This window comes from Klebsiella sp. WOUb02 (assembly GCF_050058015.1).
Classification (GTDB): Bacteria; Pseudomonadota; Gammaproteobacteria; order Enterobacterales; family Enterobacteriaceae; genus Klebsiella.
This window is the reverse complement of record NZ_CP170105.1, coordinates 78,822-94,366: the sequence shown is the minus strand read 5'-3', so window position 1 is coordinate 94,366 and position 15,545 is coordinate 78,822. Positions and strand designations below refer to the sequence as shown.

At 58.4% G+C, this 15,545-nt stretch carries 8 protein-coding genes and 3 pseudogenes; 4 read left to right on the top strand and 7 right to left on the bottom strand.

The window, feature by feature from the left end:
• Window positions 1–110: 110 nt before the first annotated feature.
• Window positions 111–1,304, top strand: coding sequence for an ROK family transcriptional regulator (locus tag ABOC21_RS01060; RefSeq protein WP_426811980.1), 1,194 nt, complete (start codon window positions 111–113; stop codon window positions 1,302–1,304).
• A gap of 74 nt (window positions 1,305–1,378) precedes the next feature.
• Window positions 1,379–1,801, top strand: coding sequence for a DoxX family protein (locus tag ABOC21_RS01055; protein ID WP_426811979.1), 423 nt, complete (start codon window positions 1,379–1,381; stop codon window positions 1,799–1,801).
• A 66-nt stretch (window positions 1,802–1,867) separates the two neighbouring features.
• Here the strand turns inward: ABOC21_RS01055 and glyA are convergent.
• Window positions 1,868–3,123 (bottom strand): annotated as a pseudogene (gene glyA, locus ABOC21_RS01050) (serine hydroxymethyltransferase).
• Window positions 3,124–3,445: 322 nt separating this feature from the next.
• On the opposite strand from glyA, the pseudogene hmpA reads away from it, so the two are divergent.
• Window positions 3,446–4,637 (top strand): annotated as a pseudogene (gene hmpA, locus ABOC21_RS01045) (NO-inducible flavohemoprotein).
• 37 nt (window positions 4,638–4,674) lie between these two features.
• Here the strand turns inward: hmpA and glnB are convergent.
• The 5 genes and pseudogenes from glnB to purL form a co-directional block, all read right to left on the bottom strand.
• Entirely contained in the window at window positions 4,675–5,013 is a 339-nt protein-coding gene (gene glnB / locus ABOC21_RS01040) for a nitrogen regulatory protein P-II (RefSeq protein ID WP_041146740.1), read from the bottom strand.
• Window positions 5,014–5,173: 160 nt separating this feature from the next.
• Window positions 5,174–6,511, bottom strand: a complete 1,338-nt coding sequence (gene glrR / locus ABOC21_RS01035) for a two-component system response regulator GlrR (protein ID WP_426811978.1) — start codon at window positions 6,509–6,511, stop codon at window positions 5,174–5,176.
• Entirely contained in the window at window positions 6,498–7,202 is a 705-nt protein-coding gene (gene qseG / locus ABOC21_RS01030; RefSeq protein ID WP_426811977.1) for a two-component system QseEF-associated lipoprotein QseG, read from the bottom strand. The genes glrR and qseG overlap by 14 nt, the downstream gene beginning before the upstream one ends.
• 17 nt (window positions 7,203–7,219) lie before the next feature.
• Window positions 7,220–8,656 carry a sensor histidine kinase gene (locus ABOC21_RS01025; protein ID WP_426811976.1) on the bottom strand — a complete coding sequence of 479 codons (1,437 nt, stop codon included), beginning with the start codon at window positions 8,654–8,656 and terminating at the stop codon, window positions 7,220–7,222.
• Between the two features lie 655 nt (window positions 8,657–9,311).
• Window positions 9,312–13,200, bottom strand: a pseudogene (gene purL, locus ABOC21_RS01020) (phosphoribosylformylglycinamidine synthase).
• Window positions 13,201–13,374: 174 nt separating this feature from the next.
• Between purL and mltF the strand changes: the two are divergent.
• Window positions 13,375–14,994 carry a membrane-bound lytic murein transglycosylase MltF gene (gene mltF, locus ABOC21_RS01015; RefSeq protein ID WP_426811975.1) on the top strand — a complete coding sequence of 540 codons (1,620 nt, stop codon included), beginning with the start codon at window positions 13,375–13,377 and terminating at the stop codon, window positions 14,992–14,994.
• Here mltF and tadA read toward each other — a convergent pair.
• Window positions 14,991–15,497 carry a tRNA adenosine(34) deaminase TadA gene (tadA, locus tag ABOC21_RS01010; RefSeq protein ID WP_426811974.1) on the bottom strand — a complete coding sequence of 169 codons (507 nt, stop codon included), beginning with the start codon at window positions 15,495–15,497 and terminating at the stop codon, window positions 14,991–14,993. The two genes, mltF and tadA, sit on opposite strands and share 4 nt — an antisense overlap.
• Window positions 15,498–15,545 lie beyond the last annotated feature (48 nt).

Here is a 15,545-nt window from a genome sequence, read left to right as displayed (position 1 = left end):
CCTCAAAGTTAACAAGACATACTGAAGTGAAATAATGAGAGCAGTTTAATAGACAGAATCAGCGCATTTACGCACAATAATCACGCAATTTAGTTAACAAGGTTTAGTTTATGAAAGCCTGCATTAACAATCAGCAAATCCGCCATTACAACAAGGGCGTGCTGTTGGAGTATCTGTACCGTAAGAAACGGGCCAGTAAATCGGCGCTCGCGCGGCTGGCGCAAATCTCGATCCCCGCGGTCAGCAATATCCTCCAGGAGCTGGAAGAAGAAGGACGCGTGGTCAACGTGCAGGATGAGCATCTCGCCCGCGGCCATAGCAGCGGCGCCTGGCTTATTGCGCCCGATGGCGACTGGACTCTGTGTATGAATATCACGCCCACCAGTATCGAGTGTCAGCTTGGTAACGCCTGTCTGAGCGCGAAGGGTGATGTCGAATACCACGCCATCGACGCCCCAACCCCTCAGGCACTGCTGGCAGCGATTGAGAAGTGCTGGCATCAATACCGCAAAAACTGGCCCAGGCGTAAAATCAATCTGGCGCTGGCGGTTCATGGGCAGGTTGATGCGGGAACGGGGGTCTCCCAGACCATGCCGCAGGCTCCCTGGAAACAGCCCGTGGAGATGAAATATCTGCTGGAAGAAAAGCTCAACGTTCGCGTAATGGTCGATAACGACTGCGTGATGCTGGCCCTGGCGGAGAAATGGCAAAATGACGGGCAGTATCGGGACTTCTGCGTTATCAACGTCGATTACGGTATTGGCTCCTCTTTTGTTATCAACGACCAAGTCTGGCGCGGTAGCCTCTATGGCAGCGGCCAGATTGGCCACACCATTATTAATCCTGACGGCGTAGCCTGCGATTGTGGCCGCTACGGCTGCCTGGAGACCGTGGCCTCCCTCAGCGCGCTGAAAAAGCAGGCGCGGATATGGCTTAAAACGCAGCCCGATCTCGCGGATAATCCGGAAGCGCTGACCATCGATGCCCTAATCGAAAAATGGCAGCAGGGTGACTCACGCCTTCATACCTGGGTGGAAGACTCCGCAAACGCCATCGGGCTCAGTCTCTACAACTTCCTGAATATATTAAATATAAACAATATATTACTGTACGGCCGCAGCTGTGGCTTTGGCGAGGAGTGGCTGAATACCATCATCAGGCAGACCGGGTTTAATCCGTTTGATCATCGGGACTCCCCTCGTACTCGCGCCACCCAAATCGGCTTCGGCCAGCTAACCCGGGCGCAGCAGCTGATGGGCATCGGGTATCTGTACATTGAGGAGCAGCTACAAACGCTGCGCTAATCCCGGGCAGCGCGTGGCGGGGAGCAAAATTGTGTATTACGTTTAAATAACTCGTCTTTCATAAGGTGCTGGTTATGAACGCATTACGCTATTTTGATTTTGGTTCCTCACGCCACCTGCTGCTGCTGATTGCGCGAATTGCCGTGGTGCTGCTGTTTATTATTTTTGGCTACCCCAAGCTGATGGGTTTTAGCGGCACCGTGCAGTATATGGCCTCATCCGGCGCGCCGCTGCCGACGCTGGCGGCCATTATCGCCATCGTGATGGAGGTCCCGGCGGCGATACTGATTATTCTCGGCTTCTTCACGCGTCCGCTGGCGGTCATCTTTATTTTTTATACCCTCGGCACGGCGGTTATCGGCCACCATTTCTGGGATATGTCCGGCGATGCGGTGCTGCCAAATATGATTAACTTCTACAAAAACGTCAGCATTGCCGGCGCCTTCCTGCTGCTGGCGATAGTCGGCCCGGGCGCTATCTCCCTCGATCGACGTTAATCATCGGGCAACGGACGTAAAAAAGGCCGCATTCGCGGCCTTTTATTCGCTTTCAACGGCTCAGCGTTATGCGTAAACCGGGAAGCGGGCGCAGATATCCAGAACTTTACCTTTAACGCGCTCGGTGACCGCTTCGTCATTGATGTTGTCCAGAATGTCACACATCCAGCCGGCCAGCTCTTTCACTTCCGCTTCTTTGAAGCCGCGGCGAGTAACGGCCGGAGAACCGATACGGATACCGGAAGTCACGAACGGGCTCTTCGGATCGTTCGGCACGCTGTTTTTGTTGACGGTGATGTTGGCGCGGCCCAGGGCGGCGTCAGCTTCTTTACCGGTCAGGTTCTTATCGACCAGATCCAGCAGGAACAGGTGGTTTTCAGTCCCGCCGGAGACCACTTTGTAGCCGCGGTTCAGGAACACTTCCACCATCGCTTTGGCGTTTTTCGCGACCTGCTGCTGGTAGACTTTGAACTCTGGCTCCATCGCTTCTTTCAGCGCCACGGCTTTCGCGGCGATAACGTGCATCAGCGGGCCGCCCTGAGCGCTTGGGAAGACGGCAGAGTTCAGCTTTTTGTACAGCTCTTCGTCGCCGCCTTTCGCCAGGATCAGGCCGCCGCGCGGACCCGCCAGGGTTTTATGGGTCGTGGTGGTGACAACGTGAGCGTGTGGAACCGGGTTCGGGTAAACGCCTGCGGCGATCAGGCCGGCGACGTGGGCCATATCGACGAACAGGTATGCGCCGATGCTGTCGGCGATTTCACGCATTTTTGCCCAGTCAACGATACCGGAATAGGCAGAGAAGCCGCCGATGATCATCTTCGGCTTGTGGGTCTGCGCCTGCTTCGCCATATCTTCGTAGTCAATTTTACCGGACTCATCAATACCGTAAGGAATGATGTTGTACAGCTTGCCGGAGAAGTTAACCGGGGAGCCGTGAGTCAGGTGGCCGCCCTGCGCCAGGTTCATACCGAGAACGGTATCGCCCGGCTGCAGCAGAGCGGTGTAAACCGCGAAGTTAGCCTGCGAACCGGAGTGCGGCTGGACGTTGGCGTAGTCGGCGCCAAACAGCTCTTTTTGCGCGATCGATAGCCAGTCTGCTCGACGATATCAACGTATTCGCAGCCGCCGTAGTAGCGCTTGCCCGGATAGCCTTCGGCATATTTGTTGGTCAGCTGAGAACCCTGGGCCTGCATAACGCGCGGGCTGGTGTAGTTCTCGGAGGCGATCAGTTCGATGTGCTCTTCCTGACGTACTTTTTCCTGCTCCATAGCCTGCCACAGTTCGGCATCATAATCGGCAATGTTCATTTCACGCTTTAACATCCGCATCTCCTGCTCAGCTAACAATAGATTACAGTTCTAAAAGGGGGCCTTTTTGGGCGACGGCCCACAGTATAACTGAATCGTTCGGTGATAACAGGTCTTGACAAACGATTTTACGCAAACGATTGGCTCCGCATGGTACAAGGCTTTGAGCAATAACGTCTCTGCAAGTATCAACGGATTTCTTTTCAGGTTTGTGATGTAAATTTCTCATGTTGTAACTGGTTCAAGGGAGAGTGTTAAAGAACCATTTACATTGCAGGGTTATTTATATAAGATGCATTTAAAATACATCATTAAGATAACGCTAAAGGAAGCTGCTATGCTCGACGCTCAAACCATCGCTACGGTCAAAGCCACCATTCCCCTGCTGGTTGAAACCGGTCCGAAACTGACCGCCCACTTCTACGATCGCATGTTTGCTCATAACCCCGAACTCAAAGAAATCTTCAATATGAGCAACCAGCGCAACGGCGATCAGCGTGAGGCGCTGTTTAACGCTATTGCCGCCTACGCGAGCAATATCGATAACCTGGCGGCCCTGCTGCCGGCGGTAGAAAAAATCGCCCAGAAGCACACCAGCTTCCAGATCAGACCGGAGCAGTACAATATTGTCGGCGGCCACCTGCTGGCGACGCTGGATGAAATGTTCAGCCCGGGTCAGGAAGTGCTTGATGCCTGGGGCAAAGCCTACGGCGTGCTGGCGAACGTCTTTATCAATCGCGAAGCCGAAATCTATCAGGATAGCGCCCGCAAGACCGGCGGCTGGGAAGGGACCCGCGCGTTTCGCATCGTGAAGAAAACCCCGCGCAGCGCGCTGATCACCAGCTTCGACATGGAGCCGGTAGACGGTCAGCCGGTGGCTGATTATCAGCCGGGCCAATACCTGGCCGTCTGGCTGAAGCCCGAAGGGTTTGAATATCAGGAAATTCGCCAGTACTCCCTGACGCGTAAAGCGGATGGCAAAGGCTATCGCATTGCCGTGAAGCGCGAGAGCGGCGGCCAGGTATCGAACTGGCTGCACAATGCGTCAAGCGAAGGGGATGTGGTGCACCTGGCGGCGCCGGCGGGCGACTTCTTCCTTACCGTTGACGCCGAAACCCCGGTAACGCTGCTTTCCGGCGGCGTCGGCCAGACGCCAATGCTGGCGATGCTGGATTCGCTGGCCAAAGCGCGCCATCCGGCGCAGGTTAACTGGTTCCACGCGGCGGAAAACGGCGAGGTTCACGCCTTTGCCGATGAAGTCAGCGCGCTGGGAGCAACTCTGCCTAAGTTTGCTTCTCACGTCTGGTATCGCAGCCCTGGCGAAGAGGACCGCCAGGCGGCGCGTTTTAATAGCGAAGGTTTGATGGATTTGACCGCTCAGGCAGAGAGCCTGCGCGACCCGCTGATGCAGTTCTACCTCTGCGGCCCGGTCGCCTTTATGCAGCACGCGGCGAAGCAGTCTGCTGGCGCTTGGCGTCAATGGCGAACGCATTCATTACGAATGCTTTGGCCCGCACAAGGTACTGTAATTGATGCCCCTCTCCCCACCGGGGAGAGGGTTAAAACTTAGATCGCTTCGTCGTCTTCTTCGCCGGTACGGATACGAATCACGCGCGCCACGTCAAAGACAAAGATTTTGCCATCGCCGATTTTACCGGTCTGCGCCGTGCGGATAATGGTATCCACGCAGGTATCGACGATATCATCCGTAACCACGATTTCGATTTTCACTTTTGGCAGAAAATCCACCATATACTCCGCACCGCGGTACAGCTCGGTATGGCCCTTCTGGCGGCCAAAGCCCTTCACTTCCGTTACCGTCATCCCGGTGATGCCGACTTCCGCCAGCGCTTCACGCACGTCATCCAGCTTGAAAGGTTTAATAATCGCATCAATCTTTTTCATGGTTTTCCTGTCTTAGAGCCTATCCCACTAAGGCTATTTTACTTGCCATTTTGAACCTGGTCAGTGCTCAAACTGCCTGCGACAATAACGCCTACTGGGATAGGCCCTTAGTCGCGTAACCGGTTGCTCACCGTATCATAACTTGCGCTATGGCGCGGAGCTACTCTTTAAAGTCGTTGGCGTCGAGCTCGTGGCGCGACAGCAATTTATAAAATTCGGTGCGGTTGCGTCCGGCCATTCTGGCCGCGTGCGTCACGTTACCTTTGGTTATTTGCAGCAGCTTGCGCAGGTAGTTCAGCTCAAACTGATTGCGCGCCTCAACGAAGGTCGGCAGCGCGGTATTTTCACCTTCCAGCGCCTGCTCCACCAGCGCGTCGCTGATCACCGGCGATGAGGTCAGCGCCACGCACTGCTCAATCACATTCACCAGCTGACGCACGTTGCCCGGCCATTTGGCGGCCATCAGCCGCTTCATCGCATCGGTGGAGAAGGCGCGGACAAACGGCTTGTGCCGGTCGGCAGACTGCCGCAGCAGGTGGTTGGCAAGAAGCGGAATATCTTCGGTGCGATCGGCAAGAGGCGGGATCTTCAGGTTCACCACGTTCAGGCGATAGAACAGATCTTCGCGGAACTCGCCGCGGGCCATTGCCTTAGGCAGATCGCGGTGGGTGGCGGAGACGATCCGCACGTCGATGTCGATATCGCGGTTGCTGCCCAGCGGGCGGACCTTGCGCTCCTGCAGGACGCGCAGCAGTTTTACCTGCAGGGCCACCGGCATATCGCCGATCTCATCGAGAAATAGCGTGCCCCCTTCGGCGGCCTGAAACAGCCCTTCCCGATTGCTGACCGCGCCGGTAAAGGCGCCGCGGGCGTGGCCAAACAGCTCCGACTCCAGCAGCTGTTCCGGCAGAGCGCCGCAGTTAATGGCGACAAACGGCTTAGCGTGGCGCGGGCTGGCGTTATGAATCGCCTGGGCGACGATCTCTTTGCCGGTGCCGCTCTGGCCGTTAATCAGCACGCTGACGTCCGACTGCGCCACCATGCCCGCCTGTTCCAGCAGGCGCTGCATCAGCGGGCTGCGGGTCACAATCGCCTGGCGCCAGCGCTCATCCGCCGCCGGCGCGCTGTGCTCCAGCGCGTCATCAATGGCTTTATATAGCGCGTCTTTGTCCACCGGTTTGGTGAGGAAGCTGAATACCCCCTGCTGGGTCGCGGCCACCGCCTCCGGAATCGAACCGTGGGCGGTGAGAATAATCACCGGCATCCCCGGCTGCACCTTCTGGATTTCGGCAAACAGCTGCAGGCCGTCCATTTCATCCATGCGCAAATCGCTGACCACCAGGTCGACCTTATCGCGCCCCAGCACGCGCAGCGCCTCGGCGCCGCTTTCGGCAGTGACCACGCTGTATCCTTCGCTGACAAGACGCATTCCCAGCAGCTTCAGCAGCCCCGGGTCATCGTCCACCAGCAGCAGCCGCGCGGGTTTACGGCTCGTCATGATTGGCCTCCGGGACTTTATCGCCGCCGTGACCGACGTCAGAATTAAAATTTCCTCCCGGCTTGCGGGTGGAGAGCTGACGCTCAATATCGGTAAGATTTTCCAGCTTACGCGTGGTGAGCTCCAGCTCGCCGCGCAGCTGCTGCTCCTGCTGGCGCAGCGCGTCGAGCTCGGCATCGTTGCTCTGCTGCAGCTTCGCGTAGCGGGAGCGCTCTTCCACCAGCTGCAGCTGTCGGCTCTGGCCGTCGCGCCAGAGCTGATAAAGCGGGCGCACCTGCACGGCAATTTGCGCGCTGAAGGTATCCAGGCGAGAAACCAGCTCGCGCCGCTCGTCCGGGGTAATTTTGGCGTCCGCCAGCAAAATGCCGCGCTTAAACGCATCCTGCCAGCGGTCGTCGCCGTGCAGCCGGGCCTCCGCCCGCGCCTGTACCGGCGCAAGACGATCGGCGCAGTCAATTCCGCGCAGCCAGTAGAGCGGATTTTTGTCGCTGATATCACCGTTCAGGGACCAGATATCCGCGCAGTCAACCGAGAGGAAATCCGCCACCTGGCGCTGCGGCAGTTCGGGCTGCGCTTTGTCGCCTGCCGTATGCGGCGATAAAGCCGCGGAGCATCCGGCCAGCGCCAGGCAGGAAATGCCGGACAGCAGCCAGACCCTGGCGGGACGAACCCATGCGAAAAAGTGGGACATAGTCACCCATTGTTGATTTATGTGTTGATTTTTCCCGGCTCGCCGGCGGGTAGCGTGACGCGAAAACAGATCAGCCCGGGTATATCGTCGATCAGACTTAGCTCGCCCTGCATTTGTCGCACGCAGTCCCGCGCAATGCTTAACCCGAGACCGCTGCCTTTTACCGCCCCTTTACGCTGGTGACTTCCCTGATAAAAGGGCTCAAAAATCATTTTTCTTTCCGCCGGCGGTATCGGCTCGCCGCTGTTGCTTACGTCGATGCGCACCTGCTCGCCGTGCCGGTAGCTATGGATATGAATGTTACCGGATTCAGCACCATAGTGCACCGCATTGGAGTAGAGATTATCCAGCACGCTCTCCAGCAAAGCCGGCTCAGCCTGGCAGAAGCGGGCCTCCAGGCTGAGATCCGTTCGCATCAGTTTAGCTCTTGCCGGCAGACTGTGGGCGGAGACGACGCTTTCGACCAGCTCCGTAAGATTAACCGTCTCGCGCGCCACCGGGCCGTCGGCCTGTTTGCGGTTGTAATCAAGCAGCTGTTCAATCAGCTTTTGCAGATTGCGGCTGCTGCCATCGAGGATCTCGACAATCTCCTGCTGCTCGGCGGTCAAAGGCCCGGCGACGCGGTCGGCAAGCAGCTCCGTACCTTCGCGCATGCTGGCTAAGGGGGTTTTCAGCTCATGCGAGAGATGACGTAAAAACTGATGCCGCTGCGACTCCAGCCAGGCCAGGCGCTCGCTCAGCCAGATGATGCGCTCGCCGACCGAGCGCAGCTCGCGCGGCCCGGTAAACAGCGCGGCGTTATCCAGCGACTTCCCTTCCCCCAGCCGGTTAATCATCTTCTCAATCCCCTTTACCGGGCCGATGATCATGCGGGTAAACAGCAGCACCAGCGCCAGGCTGAGCAGGAACAGCACCAGCGCCTGCCAGCCGAAGAACTGCCCGCGTTCGGCGATCTCCTGCTGCAGCTGCTGCCCGCGGGAATAGACGACCGTTCGGGTGGCCTGCACCATCACGCTGTTGCCCGTGGCGAAGGCTTCCAGGCTCTCTGCGGACTTTGCGTCAGGGCTGCTGTTTTTACACCTCAGCTGCGCCAGATCGTTCAAATCCTGTTGCAGCGCCTGCCAGATTTTCTCATCCGGCAGAACGCCGGCGTGGGCGTCCAGCATTTCGCTGTAGCGCTGGCGCTGATTCTGATAAACCTTCGCCAGCGTCGGATCGTCCAGCACGCAGTACTGGCGGTAGCTGCGCTCCATTTCCAGCGAAGCGTTAACCATGGCCTCGCTGCGGCGGGCGTCAACCAGCGTGGTCCGGTTGATGTGCGCGGCCTGGGCGCTGAGAGCGTTCAGGCTCTGCCACGCCTGCCAGGCCAGAACCAGCAGCGGTAGCAGGATCAGCACAAAGGAGAGCGTCACCAGCTGGCGCAATGAGCGGGGGAAAAGAGAGAGTCGCTTCAAGTATATAGCCTCAAACATTAGCTTAAGACGATGCTAACCGAGGATGCCGCAGAGTAACAGGAGCAATCAGCAGATCTGCCGCGCGAAAGGCGACGGTCCGGAGCGAAGCCGGTCGGCGGCGCGGATAATCACGCCGCTGGCTTGCCCTGGAGCGGAAATAATAAAGCCAGGCATTTGCCTGGCTTTATTAAGAAATAAGGCGGTGCCTAACTCGACGTTTCGCCCGATGGCTGATAAAGCTGAGCTATTATCAGGAGTTGGACGGCAGGCACCTTGTTGTGCGTCATTCGAAGTTTATGTAGCGCGTCCCGAAGGGGCTGACATAAGAAGGTGAATGAGCCACTGCATATTATTATGCACGATCTATGCCACATTACAAAACATTTTGTTAACACAATGAAATGTAATAGATTTCCTACACTTCACATTCAAAACAACGATGTCTGTTTTTTAACCATACTGTCGCCATTTAGCAACGCTTCACAACTGGCCTGGCAACATCTTTTAAAATCAACCAATTAAATGTCTCCTTTTGGAGACACTCCTTCCCCGCGTTTGTCGGTAAATCCCGACACCCCGCCGCGATATCCATCACAAACAAAAAGGCCCCCCGTTTTCGCGGGAGGCCTTTTAGAGCAAAGCGCCCGGGACCGGTTTAGCCCAGCTGCTTACGCGCGTTGCGGAAAATACGCATCCACGGGCTGTCCTCTCCCCAGTTTTCCGGGTGCCAGGAGTTTGCCACGCTGCGGAAGACACGCTCAGGGTGCGGCATCATGATGGTGGCGCGACCGCTTTCGCTGGTGACGGCGGTAATTCCGTTCGGCGAGCCGTTCGGGTTCGCCGGGTAGCTTTCGGTGACTTTACCGAAGTTATCCACGAAGCGTAGCGCGACCAGCCCTTTGCTCTCGAGCTGCGCCAGATGCGCGCCGTCGCGCACCTCCACCTGCCCTTCACCGTGAGAAACTGCGATAGGCATCATCGAGCCGACCATGCCCTGCAGCAGCAGCGACGGGCTTTGCGTCACTTCAACCAGGCTGAAGCGCGCCTCAAAGCGGTCAGAGTAGTTACGCACGAAGCGCGGCCACAGGTCGCTTCCCGGGATCAGCTCCCGCAGGTTGGACATCATCTGACAGCCGTTACACACGCCCAGCGCCAGGGTCTGCGGACGATGGAAGAAGGTCGCAAACTCATCGCGCACGCGGTCGTTGAACAGAATCGATTTCGCCCAGCCTTCGCCCGCCCCCAGCACGTCGCCATAGGAGAAACCGCCGCAGGCCACCAGCGCCTGGAAATCGGCAAGACCGGTACGGCCGGCAAGCAGGTCGCTCATATGCACGTCAACGGCATCAAAGCCCGCGCGATGGAAGGCCGCGGCCATCTCCACGTGCGAGTTGACGCCCTGTTCGCGCAGTACCGCCACCTTCGGACGCGCGCCGGTCGCAATGTACGGCGCGGCGATATCTTCGCTGATATCGAAAGAGAGCTTAACGTTGAGGCCCGGATCGCTGTCGTTGCTTTTCGCGGCGTGTTCGCTATCGGCGCACTCGGGGTTATCGCGCAGACGCTGCATCTGCCAGGTGGTTTCTGCCCACCACGTACGCAGCGTAGAGCGGCTTTCGCTGAATACCGGGCTGCCGTCGGCGGTGATGACGAAGCGGTCGCCCGCCGTTGCCTGACCGAGGTAGTGGGTGCACTCCGCCAGGCCGTGGGACGCCAGCAGCGCTTCAACCGCCTCGCGATCCGCGGCGCGAACCTGAATAACCGCCCCCAGCTCTTCGTTGAACAGCGCCGCCAGGCTATCGTCGCCCAGCGCGGCAATGTCCACATCCACGCCGCAGTGGCCGGTAAAGGCCATCTCGGCCAGCGTCACCAGCAGGCCGCCGTCAGAACGGTCGTGGTAAGCCAGCAGCTTACGTTCGGCCACCAGCGCCTGCATTGCGTCCCAGAAGCCTTTCAGCCTGCGCGACGTCGCGCACGTCTGCCGGAGTATCGCCCAGCTGGCGATAGACCTGCGCCAGCGCGGTCGCGCCCAGCGCGTTGCGGCCGTTGCCTAAATCAATCAGCAGCAGGGCGTTGTCTTCGCTGGAGAGCTGCGGCGTCACGGTACGACGCACATCTTCCACGCGGGCAAAAGCGGTGATCACCAGCGACAGCGGAGAAGTCATCTCGCGCTGCTCGCCGCCTTCCTGCCAGCGGGTTTTCATCGACATCGAATCTTTGCCGACCGGGATAGTCAGGCCCAGAGCCGGACACAGCTCTTCACCAACCGCTTTCACCGCTTCGTACAGGCCGGCATCTTCGCCCGGGTGTCCGGCCGCCGCCATCCAGTTTGCCGAAAGCTTCACGCGGTTCAGCGCGCCAATCTGCGTGGCCGCCATGTTGGTCAGCGCTTCGCCCACCGCCAGGCGGGCGGAGGCGGCAAAGTCCAGTAACGCCACCGGCGTACGCTCGCCAAGCGCCATCGCTTCGCCGTAGTAGCTATCGAGGCTGGCGGTGGTGACCGCACAGTTAGCCACCGGGATCTGCCACGGGCCAACCATCTGATCGCGCGCCACCATACCGGTAACGGAGCGGTCGCCGATGGTGACGAGGAAAGTTTTTTCCGCCACCGCCGGCAGGTGCAGAACGCGATTTACCGCATCGGCAACGGTCATGCCCTGGCGATTCAGCGCTTCACCTTTCGCCTTCAGGGTCTGCACGTCGCGGGTCATTTTCGGCGTTTTGCCCAGCAGCACGTCCAGCGGCAAATCGATCGGCTGGTCGTTGAAATGACTGTCGCTCATATTCAGATGCAGCTCTTCGGTGGCGTCGCCGATCACGGCGTAAGGCGCTCGCTCGCGGCGGCACAGCTCGTCGAACAGCGGCAGCTGGTCCGGCGCCACCGCCAGCACGTAGCGCTCCTGCGATTCGTTACACCAGATTTCCAGCGGGCTCATGCCCGGCTCATCGCTAAGAATATCGCGCAGCTGGAATTTACCGCCGCGGCCGCCGTCGCTCACCAGCTCCGGCATCGCGTTCGAAAGACCGCCCGCGCCGACGTCGTGAATAAAGAGAATCGGGTTGGCGTCGCCCAGCTGCCAGCAGCGATCAATGACCTCCTGACAGCGGCGCTCCATTTCCGGGTTGTCGCGCTGGACGGAGGCAAAATCGAGATCCGCATCGGACTGACCGGATGCCATAGACGATGCCGCGCCGCCGCCGAGGCCAATGTTCATCGCCGGGCCGCCGAGAACGATAAGCTTCGCCCCCACGCTAATTTCGCCTTTCTGCACGTGCTCAGCGCGAATGTTGCCGATGCCGCCAGCCAGCATGATCGGTTTGTGGTAGCCGCGCAGCTCTTCGCCGTTGTGGCTGGTAACCTTTTCTTCATAGGTGCGGAAGTAGCCGTTCAGCGCCGGACGACCAAATTCGTTGTTAAACGCCGCGCCGCCCAGCGGGCCGTCGGTCATGATGTCCAGCGCGGTTACGATGCGGTCCGGTTTGCCAAAATCTTCTTCCCACGGCTGTTCGAAGCCCGGGATGCGCAGGTTAGAAACCGAGAACCCGACCAGGCCCGCTTTGGGTTTCGCCCCGCGTCCGGTTGCGCCCTCATCGCGGATTTCGCCGCCGGAGCCGGTCGCCGCGCCCGGCCACGGGGAAATCGCCGTCGGGTGGTTATGCGTTTCTACCTTCATCAGGATATGCGCCGCTTCCTGATGGTAGTCATAAATCCCGTCCTGATGGCTGGCAAAGAAGCGACCGACGTTTGAGCCTTCCATCACCGCGGCGTTATCTTTATAGGCGGACAGGACGTAGTCCGGGGTCTTCTCAAAGGTATTTTTGATCATCTTAAATAGCGACTTCGGCTGCTGTTCGCCGTCGATGACCCAATCGGCGTTAAAAATCTTGTGGCGGCAGTGCTCGGAGTTAGCCTGCGCGAACATATACAGTTCGATATCGTTCGGGTTACGACCCAGCGTTTTGAAAGCATCCTGCAGATAGTCGATTTCATCTTCCGCCAGCGCCAGCCCCAGACGGAGGTTGGCGTCAATCAGCGCCTGGCGGCCCTGGCCCAGCAGGTCAACGCTGGTGACCGGCGCAGGCTGATGCTGAGCGAACAGCTTCTCGCCCTCTTCCAGCGCGTTAAATACGCTTTCCATCATCCGGTCGTGCAGCTCATCCGCAACGACGGCCCACTGCTCTGCGCTCAGCGTGCCGGCTTCAACGTAGTACGCCACGCCGCGCTCAAGGCGCACAACCTGTGCCAGGCCGCAGTTATGGGCGATATCGGTAGCTTTAGAAGACCAGGGGGAGATGGTGCCAGGGCGGGGAGTGACGAGCAGTAATTTACCGGTTGGCGTATGGCTACTTAAGCTTGGGCCATACTTGAGCAGTCGTGCCAGCCTCTCGCGATCCTCACCGTCGAGCGGGGCGTTCAGGTCGGCAAAATGAACATACTCTGCATATATTGTGCTTACCGGGATGTTGGCCGCCTGGAAACGTGCCAGCAGTTTATTGATACGAAATGCCGACAGTGCAGGTGAACCACGCAAAATTTCCATCATAAGTCTCTCGTCTTCGAAGCTTTCAATATGAGCCAGGGGGGAAACGGGCGCTATTATAGTGAATCCTGCGCCCTGACGAAACCGTTTGCGTGGAAATAAAATCATTCCCTGGGTTTACCAATAAATGTGACCTTTATCGCGAATAAGTTGCCAACTGGCGCATTCTTAAGCAAAATGCCGCACATTCACCGACAACCTTTTACTTTTTCCGGTCATAGTCTGCTGAGGAACACAGAGCTGCAGAAGATTAACCATCTGAAAAAACTAAAGATTAATTATCTGCTCATCGGCATTGTGACCTTACTGCTGGCGGCCGCCCTGTGGCCGTCGATCCCGTGGTCGGGCAAACCGGAGAATCGGGTTGCGGGGATCATATCGCGCGGAGAACTGCGGCTCAGCACCATCAATTCGCCGATGACCTTTGCGGCCATCAATGACAAAAGCTACGGCCTTGATTACGAACTGGCGCAGCAGTTCGCCGACTACCTCGGCGTCAAGCTGAAGGTCACCGTGCGGCAGAATATCAGCCAGCTCTTCGACGATCTGGATGACGGTAAGGCCGATATGCTCGGCGCCGGGCTGGTCTATAACTCCGAGCGGGTGAAGAACTATCAGCCGGGACCGAGCTACTACTCGGTATCGCAGCAGCTGGTCTACCGGGTCGGCAACGCCCGCCCGCGCACCCTCGCCAACCTCAATGCGGACCAGCTGGCTATCGCGCCGGGCCACGTCGCGATTAACGACCTGCAGGCGCTGAAGGAGAGTAAATACCCCGACCTCAGCTGGCGCGTCGATGAGAAACGCGGCACCACGGCGCTGATGCAGGCGGTCATCGATGGCGATCTGAGCTACACCATCGCCGACTCCGTGGCGGTCAGCCTGTTTCAGCGCGTTCACCCTGAGCTGGCGGTGGCGCTGGACATCACCGATGAGCAGCCGGTGACCTGGTTTAGCGTCAAGAGCGACGACAATTCGCTATCGGCGGCGATGCTCGATTTCTTCAACAATATTAATGAAGACGGCACGCTGGCGCGGCTGGAAGAGAAGTATCTCGGGCACGGCAACGATTTCGATTATGTCGATACGCGCACCTTCCTGCGGGCGGTGGAAAATATCCTGCCGGACCTGCAGCCGATGTTTGAAAAGTACGCCCGCCAGATCGACTGGCGCCTGCTGGCGGCGATTTCCTGGCAGGAGTCGCACTGGGACCCGCAGGCGACCTCGCCGACCGGCGTTCGCGGGATGATGATGCTCACCAGAAACACCGCCCAGAGCCTGGGATTAACCGACCGCACCGATGCCGAACAGAGCATCAACGGCGGCATGCGTTATCTGCAGGATATGATGAATAAGATTCCGGATTCGGTCCCCAAAGATGAGCGGATCTGGTTTGCGCTGGCGGCTTACAATATGGGCTACGCGCATATTCTCGACGCCATCACCCTGACGAAAAAACAGAAAGGTAACCCCAACAGCTGGGCAGACGTCAAGCAGCGCCTGCCGCTGCTCAGTCAAAAATCCTACTACAGCAGGCTGAAATACGGCTACGCGCGGGGTCATGAAGCGTACGCTTACGTCGAGAACATCCGCAAATACCATATTAGCCTGGTGGGCTATCTGTCCGAAAAAGAGAGTAAGGACGAGCAGGCGCTGGCGATGGCCGGCGACTATCCGGCGGTGATGCCGGATGAGGTAGATAAAAAGGAGGAGCAGACGCTACCGTTCTTTCAGTTCCGCGCCGAAGCGCTGGTCGATAACGCCAAATTCAAAATGCCCGGGCTGAGCCACTACTAGCCCTCGCCCTCCTGGCGCGCCTTTTTCAGCGCCTTTTTCTCTTCCCGCCGCCAGCGGAAAAAATCGCTCAGCATAGCCGAACACGACTCAGCAAGAACGCCTTCGGCGATCGCAACCCGATGGTTCATCCCCGGATGGTGCAACACGTCGATCAGCGATCCGGCGGCGCCGGTTTTGGCATCCCTGGCGCCAAATACCAGCCGCGAGATGCGGCTATGCACCATCGCCCCGGCGCACATCACGCAGGGCTCGAGCGTCACGTACAGCGTAGCGTCAATCAGGCGGTAGTTTTGCAGCACCAGCCCGCCCTGGCGGATGGCCATGATCTCGGCGTGCGCGGTCGGATCGTGACGGCCGATTGGCCGATTCCAGCCCTCGCCGATGACCTGGTTATTGTGTACCAGCACGGCGCCCACCGGCACTTCGCCCTCTTCCCAGGCGCGTTTAGCCAGCGTCAAAGCGTGACGCATCCAGTATTCATCATTGCGTTCATGGTCAGACAAAGCGGGACTCCTGTGCAAAAGCGGGGCGCATTATACATGCCGGCCGTG

What these genes read in the sequence shown, in the direction of transcription:
- ABOC21_RS01060 (WP_426811980.1), top strand. Translation starts at nt 111, where the DNA reads ATGAAAGCCTGCATTAACAATCAGCAAATCCGCCATTACAACAAGGGC.
- glnB (WP_041146740.1), bottom strand. Translation starts at nt 5,013, where the DNA reads ATGAAAAAGATTGATGCGATTATTAAACCTTTCAAGCTGGATGACGTG.
- qseG (WP_426811977.1), bottom strand. Translation starts at nt 7,202, where the DNA reads ATGTCCCACTTTTTCGCATGGGTTCGTCCCGCCAGGGTCTGGCTGCTG.
- glrR (WP_426811978.1), bottom strand. Translation starts at nt 6,511, where the DNA reads ATGACGAGCCGTAAACCCGCGCGGCTGCTGCTGGTGGACGATGACCCG.
- ABOC21_RS01055 (WP_426811979.1), top strand. Translation starts at nt 1,379, where the DNA reads ATGAACGCATTACGCTATTTTGATTTTGGTTCCTCACGCCACCTGCTG.
- mltF (WP_426811975.1), top strand. Translation starts at nt 13,375, where the DNA reads ATGCCGCACATTCACCGACAACCTTTTACTTTTTCCGGTCATAGTCTG.